This is a genomic window from Bacillus sp. FSL R5-0416 (assembly GCF_037975425.1).
Taxonomy (GTDB): domain Bacteria; phylum Bacillota; class Bacilli; order Bacillales; family Bacillaceae; genus Bacillus; species Bacillus subtilis.
In genome coordinates this window covers 3,873,455-3,892,166 of sequence record NZ_CP150252.1, presented here as the reverse complement: position 1 = coordinate 3,892,166, position 18,712 = coordinate 3,873,455, and the positions used below count along the sequence as shown (strand labels likewise).

Here is an 18,712-nt window from a genome sequence, read left to right as displayed (position 1 = left end):
TTTACATATGGAGAGAAAAACAGTATTGGTCATCGCTGATCTTGGAGGCTGCCCGCCGCACATGTTTTATAAAAGCGCTGCTGAAAAATATAACCTGGTCAGCTTTATTCCAAGACCTTTTGCAATTACAGCCTCTCATGCAGCATTGATTGAAAAATACTCGGTCGCGGTCATAAAAGATAAAGACTATTTTAAGAGTTTAGCTGATTTTGAGCATCCTGATTCCATTTATTGGGCGCATGAGGATCATAACAAGCCTGAGGAAGAGGTCGTCGAGCAAATCGTCAAGGTTGCCGAAATGTTTGGGGCGGATGCCATCACAACAAACAATGAATTATTCATTGCTCCGATGGCGAAAGCCTGTGAACGTCTGGGCCTGAGAGGTGCCGGCGTGCAGGCAGCCGAAAATGCCAGAGATAAAAATAAAATGAGGGACGCTTTTAATAAGGCCGGAGTCAAATCGATCAAAAACAAACGAGTCACAACTCTTGAAGATTTCCGTGCTGCTCTTGAAGAGATCGGCACACCTCTTATCTTAAAGCCTACATACTTAGCGAGTTCAATCGGTGTAACGCTGATTACGGACACTGAGACGGCAGAAGATGAATTTAACAGAGTCAATGACTATCTGAAATCAATTAACGTGCCAAAGGCGGTTACGTTTGAAGCGCCGTTTATCGCTGAAGAATTTTTACAGGGTGAGTACGGAGACTGGTATCAAACAGAAGGGTACTCCGACTATATCAGTATAGAAGGCATCATGGCTGACGGTGAGTATTTCCCGATCGCCATTCATGATAAAACGCCGCAAATCGGGTTTACAGAGACATCCCACATTACGCCGTCCATTCTGGATGAAGAGGCAAAAAAGAAAATTGTCGAAGCTGCCAAAAAGGCAAATGAAGGGCTTGGCCTGCAAAATTGCGCAACACATACAGAGATCAAGCTAATGAAAAACAGAGAACCGGGTTTAATTGAATCGGCAGCCAGATTTGCCGGCTGGAATATGATCCCTAACATTAAAAAGGTTTTCGGCCTTGATATGGCGCAATTATTATTAGATGTCCTCTGTTTCGGAAAAGACGCCGATCTGCCGGACGGATTATTGGATCAAGAGCCTTATTATGTTGCCGACTGCCATTTGTACCCGCAGCATTTCAAACAAAATGGCCAAATTCCTGAAACTGCTGAGGATTTGGTCATTGAAGCGATCGATATTCCGGACGGGCTTTTAAAAGGGGATACTGAAATCGTTTCTTTTTCGGCCGCAGCACCAGGCACTTCAGTTGATTTGACATTGTTTGAAGCTTTCAATTCCATTGCTGCATTTGAACTGAAAGGCAGTAATTCACAGGATGTGGCTGAATCAATCAGACAAATTCAGCAGCATGCAAAGCTGACGGCAAAGTATGTGCTGCCAGTATGAAACAGCTGAAACCCAACTCTAAATACTTGCTTTACGGGCAGGCGCTATCGTTCATGGGAGACTATTGTGTTCTCCCTGCCCTGCTCATTTTGTCTACATATTATCACGATTATTGGGTGACGTCCGGGGTCATCGTGGTCAGAAGCATTCCGATGGTGTTTCAGCCGTTTTTGGGGGTTCTGGTCGACCGGTTAGACAGAATTAAGATCATGCTGTGGACGGATATCATCAGAGGCATCATCTTTTTGGGGCTCACATTTCTTCCAAAAGGCGAGTATCCGCTGATTTTTCTGGCCCTGCTGTTTATTTCTTATGGAAGCGGCGTGTTTTTTAATCCCGCCCGTCTCGCTGTCATGTCGTCCTTGGAATCAGATATTAAAAGCATCAACACGTTATTTGCAAAAGCGACAACCATCTCCATTATCGTCGGGGCGGCTGCCGGAGGGCTCTTTCTGTTAGGGGGATCTGTAGAGCTGGCTGTTGCCTTTAACGGTGTGACATACCTGGTTTCGGCATTTTTTATCAGCCGTATCAAGCTGCAATTTGTGCCGATTCAATCTGAAAACATTAAAGAGGCCTTTCAGTCTTTTAAGGAAGGACTCAAGGAAATCAAAACCAATGCATTCGTATTAAACGCCATGTTTACGATGATTACAATGGCTTTGCTGTGGGGAGTTGTGTACAGCTATTTTCCGATTGTCAGCCGCTTTTTGGGTGACGGGGAAATCGGCAACTTTATTCTCACGTTCTGCATCGGTTTCGGCGGCTTTATCGGAGCGGCGCTTGTCGGCAAATGGGGCTTTAACAATAATAGAGGCCTGACGTACTTTACCGTTTTATCCATTGTCTCGCTGGCGCTGTTTTTATTCACGCCGATTTTCGCTGTTTCTGTCATCGCGGCGATCCTCTTTTTCATCGCGATGGAATACGGGGAAGTGCTTGCAAAAGTGAAGGTTCAGGAAAATGCGGCAAACCAGATTCAAGGGCGCATTTTTTCAGTGGCTGAAGCGTCTATCGGATTATGCATTTCTATTGGTTCAATGTTCATTAACATCCTCAGCGCTCCGGTCATTATGGGGCTGATTGTCGTGATCGTATGCGGTTTGTTTCTGCATACGAAGCTCGTCAACAAATCGTTTTTGGAACGGGATAACAAAACGGAGCAAAAAGGAGTCTTTTAGATGGAAATAACACCGTCCGATGTCATCAAGACACTTCCAAGGCAGGAGTTTTCTCTCGTTTTTCAAAAGGTAAAGGAATTGGAAAAAACGGGGGCCCATATCATTAATCTCGGACAGGGGAACCCTGACCTTCCCACTCCGCCGCATATTGTGGAGGCTTTGCGGGAGGCGTCCTTGAATCCTTCGTTTCATGGATACGGCCCTTTCAGGGGCTATCCTTTTTTGAAGGAAGCAATCGCTGCTTTCTATAAAAGAGAATACGACGTGACAATCAATCCTGAAACGGAGGTCGCGCTTTTCGGAGGCGGGAAAGCCGGTTTGTATGTGCTGACACAATGCCTGCTCAATCCGGGAGACATCGCTTTAGTCCCGAATCCAGGCTACCCTGAATATTTATCAGGGATTACGATGGCGCGAGCTGAGCTTTACGAAATGCCGCTGTATGAAGAAAATGGCTATCTGCCGGATTTTGAAAAGATTGATCCAGCCGTGCTGGAAAAAGCGAAGCTTATGTTTTTAAACTATCCGAACAACCCCACTGGAGCTGTGGCTGATGCGGCTTTTTATGCAAGAGCTGCTGCTTTTGCAAAAGAGCATCATATCCATTTGATTCATGATTTTGCATACGGAGCGTTTGAATTCGATCAAAAACCGGCCAGCTTTCTTGAGGCAGAGGATGCCAAAATTGTCGGAGCAGAGCTTTATTCATTTTCAAAAACATTTAACATGGCCGGCTGGAGAATGGCGTTTGCGGTTGGGAACGAAAAGATCATTCAGGCCGTCAATGAATTTCAGGACCATGTATTTGTCGGCATGTTCGGCGGGCTGCAGCAGGCAGCGAGTGCGGCGCTTTCTGGAGATCCGGAGCATACGGAATCGTTGAAACGAATTTATAAGGAACGAATTGACTTTTTTACGGCGCTTTGCGAAAAGGAACTGGGCTGGAAGATGGAAAAGCCAAAAGGAACCTTTTACGTATGGGCTGAAATTCCGAATACGTTTGAGACATCTCACCAATTTTCCGATTACTTGCTGGAGCATGCCCATGTCGTAGTCACACCGGGCGAAATTTTTGGAAGCAACGGAAAAAGGCATGTCAGAATCTCAATGGTGTCGAAGCAGGAGGATCTGCGGGAATTTGTCACGCGGATTCAAAAGCTGAACCTGCCGTTCGGGTCATTACAAGAAACATCCCGCTAAAAAGCGGGATGTTTTTATATGCTTTTCATGCTGCCGCCGTCAGCGGAAATTTGTTGCCCCGTGATGTAGGAGGCTTCCTCAGAGGCAAGAAATGCGGCGAGCGCTGCGGTTTCTTCGGCTGATCCGACCCGTTTCATCGGAATCCCGGAAGCAATCTGTTCTTCTGCTTTCTGTTTGGATATGCTGTTCTTTTTCATCACATTTTCCACAAATTGATGATAACGGTCTGTAGCGATAAAACCAGGATTCAGACAGTTGACAGTAATGTTGTGAGGAGCAAGCTGGATGGAAATATTTTTACTGGCGTTAATTAAAGCGGCATTCATCATACTGTTTGTGAACATGTTGGCGCCGGGTTCCTTCCACAGATTTCCGACAATGTTGATGATTCTGCCAAACTCGTTTTGTTTCATCAGTGAGGAAGCACGCTTGATTGCGTCAATATAGGCAACGGTCTTTTGAGTGAACGTGGCCGTCATATCCTCTATATTGCAGTTATCAAATGTGTCAGGCGCGCCGCCCGGGATATTATTAATCAGAACATCAAGCCGTCCGCATTGAGATTCGATTGCCTGAAAAATGGCCGCTCTCGTATGCTGGTCAGACATATCGCCCGCAAGGACAATGACGCTCGCCTCAGGATGCTTGGCCAAAATGTCTTCTTTGACAGATTCAATATTATCCAAATTTCGCGAATTAATGACGAGGGAAAAGTGCTGGTCTGCTAATTTCAGAGCGATTGCTTTCCCAATCCCTTGACTGGCTCCCATAACAAATACGGTTCGTTTTGACAAATAACTGCACCCCTTTGAAAAAAATGGATTATTATCTACATCGTAAGAAAAAACGAAGAAAATAGCAAATTTTATTTAAATTCTGATAAAGGAGAATTGAAAAACTCCCGCCGGATAGGGCGGGAGGGGATATTATACATATAAGAATTGAGGAAGTGTATCAAGCGAAAGGTGATTGCCGACAAAGAATGAACCAAATTCGCCATAGCGAGCGCTGACTTCGTCAAAACGCATTTCGTACACTAGCTTCTTGAATTGAAGGACATCATCGCTGAATAATGTAACGCCCCACTCGTAATCGTCAAAGCCGACAGAGCCGGTGATGATCTGTTTGACTTTGCCCGCATAGCTGCGGCCGATTAAACCGTGGCTTCTCATCAAGTTTCTGCGTTCCTCCATTGAAAGCATATACCAGTTGTCGTTGCCGGATCTTCTTTTATCCATTGGATAGAAGCATACATATTTTGATTCCGGCAGTTCAGGGTAAAGGCGCGCGCGCACATGCGGATTTTCGTAAGGATCGCCGTCACCGCTTGCCAAGTAGTTGCTCAGCTCTACCACTGATACGTAGGAGTATGCCGGAATGGTGAACTCAGCAAGTCTTGATTTGTTGAATTCAAGCTCAATTTGATTTAATTCTTCCATTGTAGGACGAAGGATCATCAGCATAAAATCAGCTTTTTGGCCGACGATGCTGTAAAGAGTTTGCGATCCTTTTCCTTCTTTTTGGGCTACGCCCCATTTTTCAAGCAACCCGGTGAATTCATGTATGATAGATTGGCGCTCATCACTGGACAGAAGCTTCCAGGAAGCCCAATCCATTGTGCGGAAATCATGAAGCGCATACCAGCCGTCAAGCGTTTTTGCCGCTTCATTCGTCATTTGCTGTTCACTCATTTATCTTCACTCCCATTATCTTTTCATGATTGCCTTCACTATACCATAGTTTATCCGATTCTACTGTGGAGAAACCTTGAACATCCCTTCCGTATAACTCCATCAAAATAGAAGAACCTATAAGGGAAGATTGAGTCACTTAAATTAGTTAGAAAAATAAGATTTTTTTATGAAAGCGCTATAATGAAAGTTGGCTGTTTGAATTTGATTGGAAGAAGAGTATGCTAGTAAAAGAAAGCGTTTTTGTAACTTTTTGAGGAGGTTTTATTGTGGCAGATTTATTTTCAACAGTGCAAGAAAAAGTAGCTGGAAAAGACGTTAAAATTGTATTTCCTGAAGGCTTAGACGAGCGTATTTTAGAAGCGGTCAGCAAGCTTGCAGGAAACAAAGTGCTGAATCCGATTGTGATCGGCAATGAAAATGAGATCCAAGCAAAAGCAAAAGAATTGAACCTTACGCTGGACGGCGTTAAGATTTATGATCCTCATACATATGAAGGCATGGAAGACCTTGTACAAGCATTCGTAGAACGCCGCAAAGGCAAAGCGACAGAAGAACAGGCTCGCAAAGCGTTATTAGACGAGAACTACTTCGGTACAATGCTGGTGTATAAAGGACTTGCAGACGGACTTGTAAGCGGAGCTGCTCACTCAACTGCTGACACTGTCCGCCCGGCTCTTCAAATCATCAAAACAAAAGAAGGCGTGAAAAAGACTTCCGGCGTGTTCATCATGGCTCGCGGAGAAGAGCAATACGTATTCGCAGATTGCGCGATCAACATTGCGCCTGACAGCCAAGATCTTGCCGAGATTGCGATCGAAAGTGCCAATACGGCAAAAATGTTCGACATTGAGCCTCGCGTGGCAATGCTCAGCTTCTCTACAAAAGGCTCAGCAAAATCTGATGAAACAGAAAAAGTAGCGGATGCAGTGAAAATCGCGAAAGAAAAAGCGCCTGAACTGACACTTGACGGCGAATTCCAATTTGATGCTGCATTTGTTCCATCTGTAGCTGAGAAAAAAGCGCCGGATTCCGAAATCAAAGGGGACGCTAACGTATTCGTATTCCCAAGCCTTGAAGCAGGAAACATCGGCTATAAAATCGCTCAGCGTTTGGGCAACTTTGAAGCGGTAGGACCAATCCTGCAAGGTTTAAATATGCCTGTAAACGACCTTTCAAGAGGATGTAACGCTGAAGATGTTTACAATCTCGCATTAATTACAGCGGCGCAAGCACTGTAATAAAAATGAAGACGATGGCAGCTCTCGACCGAGGGCTGCCTTTTTTGCGCTTCCGTATAGCCTTCTTTACCAAGACGGATGATATGAGTACAATAAAGAAAACTAATCATAACCATATATTTCATTAATGACAGGGGTGGGGTTTTTGTATTACGACGTGCTGAAAACGTTTATAGCGGTGGTAGAAGAAAAAAACTTCACAAAAGCGGCGGAAAAGCTGATGATCTCCCAGCCCAGCGTCAGTCTGCATATCAAAAATCTTGAGAAAGAATTTCAAACGGCTCTTCTGAACAGGTCGCCAAAACACTTTACGACAACGCCGACAGGAGACATTTTATATCAAAGAGCAAAGCAAATGGTGTTTCTCTACGAACAAGCCAAGGCTGAAATCTATGCGCATCATCACTATGTGAAGGGCGAATTGAAAATAGCTGCAAGCTTTACAATCGGTGAGTATATTCTTCCGCCGCTATTGGCCCAGCTGCAAAAGCTGTATCCAGAGCTGAATCTAGATGTCATGATTGGCAATACAGAGGAGGTCAGCGAGCGTGTGCGGATGCTTCAGGCTGATATCGGGCTGATTGAAGGACATACAAACGAGAATGAGCTGGAAATTGAACCGTTCATGGAGGATGAAATGTGCATTGCCGCTCCAAATCAGCATCCGCTCGCCGGGCGGAAAGAGATTTCGATCAGCGATTTGCAGAACGAAGCGTGGGTGACAAGAGAGAAAGGCTCCGGGACGAGAGAATATCTCGATCATGTACTCAGTTCAAATGGACTTCGGCCGAAATCAATGTTCACCATCAGCAGCAATCAAGGTGTAAAGGAAGCGGTGATTAACGGCATGGGACTTTCGGTTCTATCCAGAAGCGTACTGCATAAGGATTTGATCCACCGCGAAATCTCAATTCTGCATATTAAAGATTTCTCGTTAAAGCGCAAGCTGTCTTACATTCATTCTCCTCTCATGGAGAATACAAAAAATAAAGAAATTTTTATTACGATGCTGAAAAGCAATTATCAATCACAGCTGCTGAAATGATATAATAGTTTTCGTTCAATAAGCCTAACATGAAAGGGTTTTACATAGATGGCAAACCAACCGATTGATTTACTGATGCAGCCGAAATGGAGAGTCATTGACCAATCCAGTCTCGGCCCTTTATTTGATGCGAAGCAATCCTTCGCAATGGATGATACGCTGTGCATGTCCGTCGGAAAAGGCGTGTCGCCGGCGACAGCGCGCTCATGGGTGCACCACGATACAATTGTCCTTGGAATACAGGATACACGCCTCCCGTTTTTGCAGGATGGCATCTCCTTGCTGGAGAGCGAAGGATACCGTGTGATCGTACGCAATTCCGGCGGTCTTGCCGTCGTATTGGATGACGGTGTTTTAAATATCTCTCTCATATTCGAGGACGAAAAGAAAGGCATCGATATAGACAAAGGATATGAAGCGATGGTCGAGCTGATGAGACGAATGCTGAGACCGTACAACGCAAAGATCGAAGCCTATGAAATTGAAGGGTCTTATTGTCCCGGCAGCTATGACCTCAGTATAAATGGCAAAAAGTTCGCCGGCATCTCTCAGAGACGCGTTCGCGGCGGAGTTGCTGTTCAAATTTATCTCTGTGCGGATAAAAGCGGCAGTGAAAGGGCCGACTTGATCAGACGATTCTATCAAGCGGCGCTGAAAGACAAACAAAACGATAAAAAAGGCGTCTATCCGGAAATACGTCCGGAAACGATGGCGTCCTTAAGTGAGCTTCTGCAAAAAGACATCTCCGTACAAGACTTAATGTTCGCTTTATTGACGGAATTAAAAGCGTTAAGCACTCATCTTTACTCTGCCGGACTGTCCATTGATGAGGAAATGGAATTTGAGAAAAACCTCGCCCGGATGGCTGAGCGGAATGCAAAGGTATTTGGGTGAACGTTCTTCGCATGCCGGCTGTATATGCCGGCATGCATTTTTTATCACAAGCGGCATTTTACCCCAATAATCTTATTTTCAGATAAATCCTTCTTACATACAGATAACCACAGCAAAAAGAAAAACGATAAAATGATATCAGCATCCATATTAAAGGGGAGAGGCAGATGAAAGGGAATATTTACAGCCTTTTTGTATTGATTGCGGCTTTTTTCTGGGGGACCACGGGAACCGTTCAGGCATTGGCTCCAGAAAGCGCCACACCGCTGGCATTTGGGGCGTTCAGGTTATTAATAGGAGGGAGCGCCATGCTGCTTGCGGTTTGGATCAGCCGAGAGCTTCACGTGAAAAATTGGTCATGGCCGCTCGTATTTTTAGCCGCTGTTTGTATGGCGTGTTACCAGCCGCTGTTTTTCACAGCGGTTAAAGAAACGGGAATTGCAGTGGGAACTGTGATTGCCATCGGCAGTGCGCCTATCATTGCCGGGACCCTCGAATGGGCTGTATTGAAGAAACGCCCGCGAAACTCCTGGTGGATTGCGACTGTGCTGGCTTTAGCGGGTTGCTGGCTTCTGTTTTCCGACAGTTCCAATGTTCGGATTGATGTGGCTGGTGTTTTTATGGCGCTTGGAGCGGGTGCTTCTTTTGCAGGCTATACGCTCATCAGTAAAGCGATGATGAAAACCCAGCCTCCTCGAGCGACTTCTGCCGTTGTATTCATGCTCAGCGCCATCTTGCTGACGCCGCTATTATGGCAGTCAGATATCTCGTGGGTATTGACCCCTAGAGGGCTGGGAACGAGCCTTTACATCGGGTTAATTGCAACATGTGCCGCATACTTTTTGTTTGCGAAAGGGCTTACCGGGGTTCCGGCCTCGGCGGCGGTCACGCTGTCTTTAGCGGAACCGCTGACGGCTTCATTGCTTGGCGTGTTTTTCATAGGGGAAATGCTTTCGCCTTCCTCGTGGCTGGGCATTGCGCTTATGATGCTGGGGCTTTTGGTCATTTCTGCTGCGCCTCGGAAACAAAAAACGGCCGAGGCAGCTCACATGTCTTAATAGATTCACATAAGCTTGGCCTCATTTTACAAGAATAGCTGATCCGGCTGCAAAATGAGGAAATTCTCTTTTCTCAATAGAAAAGAGGATTTTGTACATGGCGAAAATCCCAAAACAGCTGCCCGTTTTGGGATTTTTATATGTCATTCCGCTAATTTTTCTAAATTGCCGTTCCGGTCCATTTTGAAGGACGGAGAGGCATGTTCATCTTCTTCAAATAAAACTAGCTTTCTGGCTCTGTTCATAATTTTCACCAAGGTTTCATAATCTTCTTGGATCGTTTTTTGGTCTTTTTCAAGCTTTTGAACTTCTGCCTCTAGCTGCTCTGTTTTGTTTTGCAATTCCTGATTTTCTTTCTTTAAACGCTCGTTTTCCATTTTTAATGCTGATGATTGTTCGTTATTGCCTTCGTAATTCTGCAGGAAGCGGATCACATCATTCATCGTCATCTCAGGCGCAGCTGCAGGCGTTTGAGGAGACAATAAGTGTGATAGACTAGCTAACTCTTCCTTAAAGCTTTCATCAACAAAAGGCATATGTTCGCCAGACATTAAAGGTTGCTCATTTTCGACAGAAGGTGTTTCCGTTTTAACCGGCTCTTCTGCAGCGGTTTCTTGAATGATTTCAGGATCCACGGCAGGAGGCTGATATAATAATCTTTTTTTCGCAGGCTGACCGTTTCCGAGCGCTCTCATCCGCTGTTTTCGTTGTTTCTTCGCAAGCTGAAGCGCTTTTTCATATTGATGGCGGACCACTGCGTTCCATCTGAATCCGCAGGCTGCAGATGTCCGGTTTAATTTATCGCCGACTTCTTCAAAGGCGTTCAGCTGAGTGCTGCCCTCCCTCACATGCCGAAGCACTGTTTCGGCTAAAAGCAGATCGTTTTCCTCTGACCAAGCGTCTTGTCGCTGTTTTGTCATTTATCTCAACTCCCATTTTTCTTTTCATGGTATTAGAATGTCCAGGTTGGAAAATATTTATACAAATTGGCTGAAAGAATAGGAGATACGAAGGGTGGAGCGGCTTGCAGGAACAGTCGAATCCTTGTAAAATGAAGAGTGATGTGATTTTTTTTTGAAACGTGATTTTAGGTTATTCACATAGATGAACATAGAAATGAAGGGAAGCGTACGTCATGGCTAATGAATTTCGAGTGTGTGATGATTGCCAAGCCACTAATATCAAAACATTGCTGCCGCGTTTGAAAGAAGTGGACCCGGACGCAAAGGTTGAGGTAGGATGCCAATCTTATTGCGGGCCCGGACGGAAAAAATCATTTGCTTTTGTGAACAATCGCCCGCTGTCAGCTCCGACAGAGGATGAGCTGATTGACAAAGTAAAAAAGAAAATAAAAAAGTAAAAACATATTTTTTCTTAGCCTCGGCCCTCAGGTCAGGCTTTTTTGCTTCACAAGATGTGTTTTTCATGAAGATGGAACAAATCGCCGGGCAAATTCAAGGATGTTTTCAAAGAATAGAGTCGATATAATAGAAACACGGCTAAAAAAAAGAGGGAATGACGATGGCGTATCCAAATGGAAAATTATCAGAAGAAAAAGTGTTTAAAGATCCGGTGCACCGCTATGTTCATGTTCGGGACAAGCTGATATGGGATTTAATCGGAACCCGTGAATTTCAGCGTCTCCGCAGAATTAAGCAGCTCGGCACGACCTATTTGACGTTCCATGGGGCTGAGCACAGCCGGTTCAACCATTCTCTCGGTGTCTATGAAATTGTCAGAAGAATGGTTGATGACGTCTTTAAAGGCCGCCCTGAATGGGATGACAGTGAGCGTGAACTCTGTTTGGCCGCGGCGCTGCTTCATGACCTCGGGCACGGGCCGTTCTCGCATTCATTTGAAAAGGTCTTTCACCTTGACCACGAGGATTTTACAAGAGGTATCATTTTGGGAGACACGGAGGTTAATCAGGTGCTCAGAAAGGTGAGCCCGGGTTTCCCTCAGGATGTTGCTGAAGTCATTGCCAAAACATATAAAAACAAGCAAGTGGTCAGCCTGATTTCGAGTCAGATTGACGCAGACCGCATGGATTACCTCCAGCGCGACGCATATTATACGGGCGTCAGCTACGGCCATTTTGATATGGAGCGGATTCTTCGGGTGATGCGGCCGCGCGAGGATCAGATCGTCATTAAAGAAAGCGGAATGCACGCTGTCGAAGACTATATCATGAGCCGTTACCAAATGTACTGGCAGGTCTACTTCCATCCTGTGACCAGAAGTGCAGAGGTCATTTTAACGAAGATTCTTCACAGGGCGAAGCAGCTGCACGATGAAGGCTATGTCTTCACTCACGCTCCGGTTCATTTCTATTCTATTTTTGAAGGGAAATTGACACTGGAGGATTATGTAAAGCTGGATGAATCTATTATTTTGTATTACTTCCAGGCCTGGGAGGATGAAGAAGACGCGATTTTATCCGACTTGTGCCGCAGATTCATTAACCGCCAGCTTTTCCAATACGTTGAATTCAATCCGAATGAAGAAATGTCGGCTTATTTTGAGCTGACTTCATTGTTCAAAGAGGCGGGGATCGATCCGAGCTATTATTTGGTCGTTGATTCTTCATCAGATCTGCCATACGATTTTTACCGACCGGGAGAGGAAGAGGAGCGTCTGCCGATCCATCTCTTGACGCAAAACGGCCAAATTAAAGAGCTGTCCAGGCAGTCGGCTATTGTGGAATCCATCTCAGGTAAACGGCGGACGGACCACAAGCTGTACTATCCAAAGGACTTGATTTGTGACGGCACTAAACATCCGGAAGCGAAAATGAAAATCCGGCAGCTGCTGGGACTGACATAGAAATTGGAAAGAAGGAAAAAGGAGATGTCGGGAATTTGTTGAAAGAACATGCAAAACTGATGAAGGTGTTCTCGGATTCTGGAGAAATCATCGGGCGAAAGAAGCTGCAGAAAATGATTTATATCGCCAAGAAAATGCAGTTTCCTTTCTATGAGAAATATGATTTTCACTTTTACGGACCATATTCAGAGGAACTGACGCTCCAGATTGAAGAGCTGTGCAACCTTGGATTTCTGCATGAGGTGAAGGAAAAAAAGGGCGGCTACTTTCAATACCGGTATTCGCTGACTGAGACAGGCTCCGCATTTTTAGACCATGCTGATCTGGACATGCCGGATATGAAAGGCTATATCGACAGTGTAAACAGCCGTTCATCACGGTTTTTAGAGCTGGTTTCCACGATCCTTTACTTTGACGGGCTTGAGGATGAGGAAAAGAAAGAAAAAGTCTTTACCATCAAAAGCAAGCAAAAATATACAAATGAAGAATATGACGAAGCGCTTCAATACATAGAGGAACTGAAGCAGATTTGTTAACCATACCAAGCAAAAGAAATGAATCGTTTCTTTTGCTTTTTTTATTGACAAAAGCTGCTAAGAGATTCATTATGGATAATAGTTATCTATAATGAATCAGGAGTGAATAGGATGAAAATGAAATCAGGAATGGAGCAGGCGGTTTCTGTGCTGCTGTTACTGTCACGGCTGCCGGTACAGGCTTCTTTGACGTCAGAGGCTATAAGCCAGCGATTGCGTGTGTCTCCGTCTTACTTGAAGAAGCTGATGAGAACATTAGTTCAAGCCGATTTGGCAGAATCCTTACCAGGGACGAAGGGCGGTTTTACCCTGACGAAGCCTTTGGCTGACATTACGCTTTATGATGTTTATCAAGCGGTCGAAGGCAGAGGTTCGATGTATCAGGGGAAAGGCCTGCTGCAATCTGTATTTGAGGGTGAAAGTCACTGTGTGCTGGAGACAGTCATGGGGGAAATCGAGGATAAATGGTCCAATCTTATGAGAGAAGAATCCTTGCAGCATGTCATGGACAGAGTCGGGGAATTGTATGATCTTGAAAAAATAGATGATTGGGTAATCAAGCAAGTGAAAGGGCAATTGTAATGAAAAATAGCGTGTCTATACAAGAATCAACATCATCAACAGGCATATCCGTGCTGATCGTGCTCGCACTTGGTTTCCTCATGGCAACTCTTGATGTGACCGTTGTGAATGTGGCGATGGCTGATATGAAAAACACTCTTTCAATGTCACTTTCAGGTGTAACGTGGGTTGTGGACGGGTACATTCTTACTTTTGCGTCGCTTCTGCTGGCGGGCGGAGCCTTGGCTGACCGTTTCGGCTCGAAGACGATCTATATCTTGGGTCTAGCCGTTTTTGTTCTGGCCTCCTGTCTATGCGCTGCATCTATAAATGGGCAGATGCTGATTGCCGGACGTCTCATACAGGGAATTGGAGCAGCTTTGTTTATGCCAAGCTCACTCAGCCTTTTGGCTGCCTCTTACCCTGATGAGCGGGTGCGGGCGAGAATGTTTGGGCTGTGGGCCGCGCTTGTTTCCGCCGCTTCAGGCCTTGGGCCCTTTATCGGGGGCGTGCTGGTAGAGTTGGCGGGCTGGCAGAGTATTTTTCTAATCAATGTGCCAATAGGGGCTGCTGCGCTCATTTCAGCTTACCGAATCCTCAGCCGTGTTCCGGGAAAAAGCAGCCGCGTGAACATCATCGGGCATCTGCTTGGCATGATGGCTCTCGGGTTTCTTTCCTATGCTTTGATACAGGGGCCTTCAGCGGGCTGGCGCTCGCCAGTGATTCTTGCAGCATTTACTGCAACGATTTTGGCATTTGTGCTGTTTTTGTTGCGGGAAATTTCTGCAAAAGCACCCATCCTGCCGGCGTCCTTATACAAAAACGGCCGCTTCTCAGCTGCCCAATTTATCGGGTTTTTGCTGAATTTCGCCCTTTTTGGCGGCATGTTTATGCTCAGCCTTTTTTTGCAGGAAGCAGGAGGCGCAAGTTCCTTTATGGCTGGAGTGGAGTTGCTGCCGATGATGGCGGTCTTCGTGATCGGCAATCTGCTGTTTGCCCGTCTGGCGAATCGGTTTGAAGCCGGTCAGCTTATGTTTGTATCAATGGCGGTCAGCTGTATCATTGCATTGCTGTTGTTTGTGCTGATTTCTCCGGATTTTCCTTATTGGCAGCTGGCGGTGTTGATGTCTGTTATGAACCTCTGTACCGGTATTACAGTTCCTGCCATGACAACTGTGATCATGCAGGCTGCCGGGCAAAGACATACGAATATCGCCGGTGCGGCGTTAAATGCAAACCGGCAAATCGGAGCCTTGGTCGGCGTAGCGATAACCGGGGTGATCATTCATCTGTCCGCCACTTGGTATGCTGGTGCCGGGTTTACGTTTTTGATGATGGGAGCGGCATACAGTCTCGCTGCATTGCTTGTATGGCTGTTTCTGGCTGCCCATAACGGGACTGCCGCGTCAGAAAAAAATGTAAATCACTGATTGCGCTTTGTGGGAATATATAGTAAGATATAAAAAATTATTGAAACAACAGGCACTGATAAGGACACGAGATGCTTTTTACGGTTTCCAGAGAGGGAAGGACAGCTGAGATCTTCCTAACGCAGGGAAAGCAGCTTACCGCCTTTGAGCCGTATCGGGGAAAACAAGTATCTGATACCGTCATGCTGCGTTACAGCATCTTTAAGCCGATCACCATGTGTAATTGATCGGGAATTTGGGTGGAACCACGGATGATCAACACATTCGTCCCTTTTAGAGGGATGGGTGTGTTTTTTTATATGAACTACATAAATGCGTTGAAAAGGACACGAATGATAGTTACGGTTTTCAGAGAGGGAAGGAAAGGTGAGAGCTTCCCAGCTTAGGAATATCATTTACCGCCTTGGAGCAGCATTGGGGAACTGAAGTAACCAATGCCGTCTATGCTGCGTTACAGCACCGAGCCGACAACATAGTATTTGTCGGGAACTTGGGTGGAACCACGGGTTAATCACACACTCGTCCCTATCTGTGGGACGGGTGTGTTTTTTTATGAATTGAATACATGCGATGAAAAGGACATGAATGATAGTTACGGTTTTCAGAGAGGGAAGGAAAGGTGAGAGCTTCCCAGCTTAGGAATATCATTTACCGCCTTGGAGCAGCATTGGGGAACTGAAGTAACCAATGCCGTCTATGCTGCGTTACAGCACCGAGCCGACAACATAGTATTTGTCGGGAACTTGGGTGGAACCACGGGTTAATCACACACTCGTCCCTATCTGCGGGACGGGTGTGTTTTTTTATATACAACAATGAATAAGGAGTGTTCTAAAATGAGCAAACATGTACACATTCAGCTTCCGGACGGACAGATCCAGGAATATCCGAAAGGCATCACAATCAAAGAAGCGGCTGGTTCTATCAGTTCCAGTCTGCAAAAGAAGGCGGCCGCAGGTCAGGTCAACGGCAAGCTTGTTGATCTCAGTTTCAAGCTGGAGGAGGATGCTGAGCTTTCGATTGTCACACTCGATTCACAAGAAGGCTTGCAGGTGCTTCGCCACACAACAGCGCACGTGCTGGCCCAAGCAGTAAAACGGCTGTACGGCGAAGTGTCATTGGGGGTAGGGCCTGTGATTTTAGACGGCTTCTACTATGACATGAAGCTGGGGAAAAGCTTGGCATCAGGAGACTTAGAGGCCATCGAAAAAGAAATGAAAAACATAATAAATGAGAACCTTGAAATCAAACGTATAGAGGTTTCTTACGAAGAAGCTGAAGAGCTGTTTGCACAAAAAGACGAGCGGCTCAAGCTTGAGATTTTAAAGGATATTCCGCGCGGGGAGGATATCACACTGTACCAGCAAGGGGAATTCGTTGACCTGTGCCGAGGGCCACATCTTCCTTCTACAGGGATGATCAAGGCGTTCAAACTGACAAGAGTATCAGGCGCTTATTGGCGCGGAGACAGCAAAAATGAAGTCCTGCAGCGGGTGTACGGGGTTGCGTTTCAAAAGAAAAAAGATTTGGATGCGCACCTGCATATGCTGGAAGAAGCGGCAAAACGAGACCATCGCAAGCTCGGCAAACAGTTAGGGCTGTTTATGTTTTCTGAAGAAGCGCCGGGGATGCCGTTTTATTTGCCGAAAGGGCAGATTGTCCGTAATGAGCTGGAGCGCTTCTCGCGTGAGCTGCAAACAAATGCCGGCTACGATGAGGTGCGTACGCCGTTTATGATGAATCAGCGGTTATGGGAGCAGTCAGGCCATTGGGACCATTATCGCGACAATATGTACTTTTCAGAAGTGGATGATACAAGATTCGCAATGAAGCCGATGAATTGCCCCGGCCACATGCTCATCTTTAAAAACAGCCTGTATTCTTATCGGGATCTGCCGATTCGCATGGCGGAATTCGGACAGGTGCATCGCCATGAATACAGCGGCGCTTTAAACGGAATGCTTCGCGTTCGGACGTTCTGTCAGGATGACGCCCATATTTTCGTTCGGGAGGATCAGATTGAGAGTGAGATCAAAGAAGCGATTCGGCTGATTGATGAGGTATATCGGACATTTGGTTTCGAGTATTCAGTTGAGCTTTCGACTCGCCCGGAGGATTCATTAGGCGATGACAGCCTTTGGGAAGCGTCGGAACGTGCCTTAGCACGCGTCCTTGAGGAGCTTGGCCTCTCTTATGAGATCAATGAAGGCGATGGGGCGTTTTACGGGCCGAAAATTGATTTCCATATAAAAGATGCCCTGAAACGGAGCCACCAATGTGCGACAATTCAGCTTGATTTTCAAATGCCGGAAAAATTTGATTTAACATATATCAACGAACACAATGAAAAGGTTCGTCCCGTTGTCATCCACAGAGCGGTTTTCGGCTCAATCGACCGTTTCTTCGGCATTTTGATCGAGCATTACGGCGGGGCTTTTCCAGTCTGGCTCGCACCGCTCCAGGTTCAAATCATACCGGTTTCTCACGTTCACTTAGACTATTGCAGAAAGGTACAGGCGGAGCTGAAGCAGGTGGGGATAAGAGCCGGCATTGATGAGCGCAATGAGAAGCTGGGCTATAAAATCAGAGAATCGCAGGTGCAAAAAATTCCGTACGTGCTGGTGCTTGGAGATCATGAGGAGCAGGAGAATGCGGTAAACGTCCGCCGATTCGGACATCAGCAGAATGAACACGTTTCTTTTCAGACATTCAAAGATAAGCTTGTGAAACAGGTGGAAAATCGAGGCATGTAGGATAAAAGCTGTGAATTCACATTTTGCTTTTTTGACTTTCCCTATTCGGAATCAGTAAAATAATAAGTAAATCATATCGTTCGTATGTTATGAATGCATCTCGAAATGGGGAAATTTACATGGACCATGACAAACTGGAAGCAAATTTGCTGGATCACGCACTTACAAAATATTTGAAAAGCACGAAGCAATTAGATGAAGCCACCGTTCCGAAACACGTGAATAATGTAAGAGGATTTATTCTGCGGATCATATACAGACATGGGAGCTGCACCATAAAGGATATTTTGAAGGAGGTCACACTGTCTCCCTCTGCCACGACCACAGCTCTGAATCATTTAGAGCAGGAAGGGTTTATTGAGAGATCCAGAAATAATAATGACCGCCGCACTGTATGGATTACGCTTTCTGAATCGGGCCGGGGAGCGGCTGAACAAATGATCGAAAACCGCCAGCAGCTGATTGACGGCATGTTTGAACGTTTAACAGCCGAAGAGAAAGAGACGTTCTTGGCGATTATTGCGAAGCTGGCTCAATAGGGATAATAAAAGCCGGTGCGCGAAGCGCCGGCTTTATAGAGATTATTCCATATCGCTCAGGCGTTTGCCTGCGACGGCATAATGGTCTTTTCTCATTTCTTCTATAAAGACAACAATTTTTTCTTCAGAAGCACCGGTTGTTTCCTTTACGGCTTCTGTTACTTTCTCGACAAGATTGCGTTTTTGCTCGTCTGTACGGCCTTCGAGCATTTTGACAGTTACGTATGGCATGGGTGCTGAATCCTCCTTTATCTCGTTTCCTCTCTTTAGAAAAAGAGGCTTCTTATAGTATACTGAATAAAGTAAATTCTTGCATTTTGAGAAAGAGGGATAT

General features: G+C 45.7%; 18 protein-coding genes and 3 other annotated features. Of the genes, 14 read left to right on the top strand and 4 right to left on the bottom strand.

Annotated features, from left to right (window positions below; translation table 11 throughout):
• Positions 1 to 7 precede the first annotated feature (7 nt).
• From bacD to bacF, 3 genes are read left to right on the top strand one after another with little or no spacing between them, the layout of a single operon-like run.
• Positions 8 to 1,426, top strand: coding sequence for an alanine--anticapsin ligase (gene bacD, locus NYE20_RS20560; RefSeq protein ID WP_003242921.1), 1,419 nt, complete (start codon positions 8 to 10; stop codon positions 1,424 to 1,426).
• A complete protein-coding gene (gene bacE / locus NYE20_RS20555) occupies positions 1,423 to 2,607 on the top strand; it encodes a bacilysin exporter BacE (RefSeq protein ID WP_019712823.1) in 1,185 nt (394 codons plus the stop codon). Before bacD ends, bacE begins: the two co-directional genes overlap by 4 nt.
• Entirely contained in the window at positions 2,608 to 3,807 is a 1,200-nt protein-coding gene (gene bacF, locus NYE20_RS20550; RefSeq protein ID WP_161621148.1) for a transaminase BacF, read from the top strand.
• A 14-nt stretch (positions 3,808 to 3,821) separates the two neighbouring features.
• Here the strand turns inward: bacF and bacG are convergent, their stop codons facing one another.
• Together bacG and hemQ are read right to left on the bottom strand one after the other, a co-directional pair.
• Entirely contained in the window at positions 3,822 to 4,601 is a 780-nt protein-coding gene (gene bacG / locus NYE20_RS20545; protein ID WP_161621149.1) for an NADPH-dependent reductase BacG, read from the bottom strand.
• A gap of 132 nt (positions 4,602 to 4,733) precedes the next feature.
• Positions 4,734 to 5,498 carry a hydrogen peroxide-dependent heme synthase gene (hemQ, locus tag NYE20_RS20540; protein ID WP_003242896.1) on the bottom strand — a complete coding sequence of 255 codons (765 nt, stop codon included), beginning with the start codon at positions 5,496 to 5,498 and terminating at the stop codon, positions 4,734 to 4,736.
• A 269-nt stretch (positions 5,499 to 5,767) separates the two neighbouring features.
• Between hemQ and pta the strand changes: the two genes are divergently transcribed.
• The 4 genes from pta (at position 5,768) to NYE20_RS20520 (ending at position 9,736) form a co-directional block, all read left to right on the top strand.
• Positions 5,768 to 6,739: a phosphate acetyltransferase gene (gene pta / locus NYE20_RS20535; protein WP_003235941.1), complete on the top strand. Its 972-nt coding sequence runs from the start codon at positions 5,768 to 5,770 to the stop codon at positions 6,737 to 6,739.
• Between the two features lie 145 nt (positions 6,740 to 6,884).
• Positions 6,885 to 7,784: a cysJI operon transcriptional regulator CysL gene (gene cysL, locus NYE20_RS20530; protein WP_014481233.1), complete on the top strand. Its 900-nt coding sequence runs from the start codon at positions 6,885 to 6,887 to the stop codon at positions 7,782 to 7,784.
• Positions 7,785 to 7,832: 48 nt separating this feature from the next.
• Positions 7,833 to 8,678: an octanoyl-[GcvH]:protein N-octanoyltransferase gene (gene ywfL, locus NYE20_RS20525; protein WP_014478310.1), complete on the top strand. Its 846-nt coding sequence runs from the start codon at positions 7,833 to 7,835 to the stop codon at positions 8,676 to 8,678.
• Positions 8,679 to 8,845: 167 nt separating this feature from the next.
• Positions 8,846 to 9,736, top strand: a complete 891-nt coding sequence (locus tag NYE20_RS20520) for a carboxylate/amino acid/amine transporter (protein WP_124072628.1) — start codon at positions 8,846 to 8,848, stop codon at positions 9,734 to 9,736.
• A 143-nt stretch (positions 9,737 to 9,879) separates the two neighbouring features.
• Here the strand turns inward: NYE20_RS20520 and rsfA are convergent, their stop codons facing one another.
• Positions 9,880 to 10,656 (bottom strand): prespore-specific transcription regulator RsfA, encoded by a 777-nt coding sequence (rsfA, locus tag NYE20_RS20515; RefSeq protein WP_003227516.1) that lies wholly within the window; start codon positions 10,654 to 10,656, stop codon positions 9,880 to 9,882.
• Between the two features lie 215 nt (positions 10,657 to 10,871).
• Here rsfA and NYE20_RS20510 point away from each other — a divergent pair, with 215 nt between their 5' ends.
• From NYE20_RS20510 to NYE20_RS20480, 7 genes are all read left to right on the top strand, one after another.
• A complete protein-coding gene (locus NYE20_RS20510) occupies positions 10,872 to 11,096 on the top strand; it encodes a DUF1450 domain-containing protein (RefSeq protein ID WP_003222050.1) in 225 nt (74 codons plus the stop codon).
• Positions 11,097 to 11,257: 161 nt separating this feature from the next.
• Positions 11,258 to 12,559 carry an HD domain-containing protein gene (locus NYE20_RS20505; RefSeq protein ID WP_003243873.1) on the top strand — a complete coding sequence of 434 codons (1,302 nt, stop codon included), beginning with the start codon at positions 11,258 to 11,260 and terminating at the stop codon, positions 12,557 to 12,559.
• Positions 12,560 to 12,594: 35 nt separating this feature from the next.
• Positions 12,595 to 13,095, top strand: coding sequence for a YwgA family protein (locus tag NYE20_RS20500; protein WP_003227524.1), 501 nt, complete (start codon positions 12,595 to 12,597; stop codon positions 13,093 to 13,095).
• Positions 13,096 to 13,206: 111 nt separating this feature from the next.
• Positions 13,207 to 13,677: an Rrf2 family transcriptional regulator gene (locus NYE20_RS20495; protein WP_161621150.1), complete on the top strand. Its 471-nt coding sequence runs from the start codon at positions 13,207 to 13,209 to the stop codon at positions 13,675 to 13,677.
• On the top strand, positions 13,677 to 15,086 hold the full coding sequence (locus NYE20_RS20490; RefSeq protein WP_161621151.1) for an MFS transporter: 1,410 nt from the start codon (positions 13,677 to 13,679) through the stop codon (positions 15,084 to 15,086). Before NYE20_RS20495 ends, NYE20_RS20490 begins: the two co-directional genes overlap by 1 nt.
• A gap of 46 nt (positions 15,087 to 15,132) precedes the next feature.
• Positions 15,133 to 15,361: a binding site (T-box leader), on the top strand.
• A 33-nt stretch (positions 15,362 to 15,394) separates the two neighbouring features.
• Positions 15,395 to 15,616, top strand: a binding site (T-box leader).
• Between the two features lie 31 nt (positions 15,617 to 15,647).
• Positions 15,648 to 15,869 (top strand) — a binding site (T-box leader).
• 53 nt (positions 15,870 to 15,922) lie between these two features.
• Positions 15,923 to 17,839 carry a threonine--tRNA ligase gene (gene thrS / locus NYE20_RS20485; RefSeq protein ID WP_161621152.1) on the top strand — a complete coding sequence of 639 codons (1,917 nt, stop codon included), beginning with the start codon at positions 15,923 to 15,925 and terminating at the stop codon, positions 17,837 to 17,839.
• Positions 17,840 to 17,958: 119 nt separating this feature from the next.
• Complete coding sequence (locus tag NYE20_RS20480; protein ID WP_003227535.1) at positions 17,959 to 18,378, top strand: MarR family transcriptional regulator; 420 nt, start codon at positions 17,959 to 17,961, stop codon at positions 18,376 to 18,378.
• 42 nt (positions 18,379 to 18,420) lie between these two features.
• Here NYE20_RS20480 and NYE20_RS20475 read toward each other — a convergent pair whose 3' ends face one another.
• A complete protein-coding gene (locus tag NYE20_RS20475; RefSeq protein ID WP_003222038.1) occupies positions 18,421 to 18,609 on the bottom strand; it encodes a 2-hydroxymuconate tautomerase in 189 nt (62 codons plus the stop codon).
• Positions 18,610 to 18,712 lie beyond the last annotated feature (103 nt).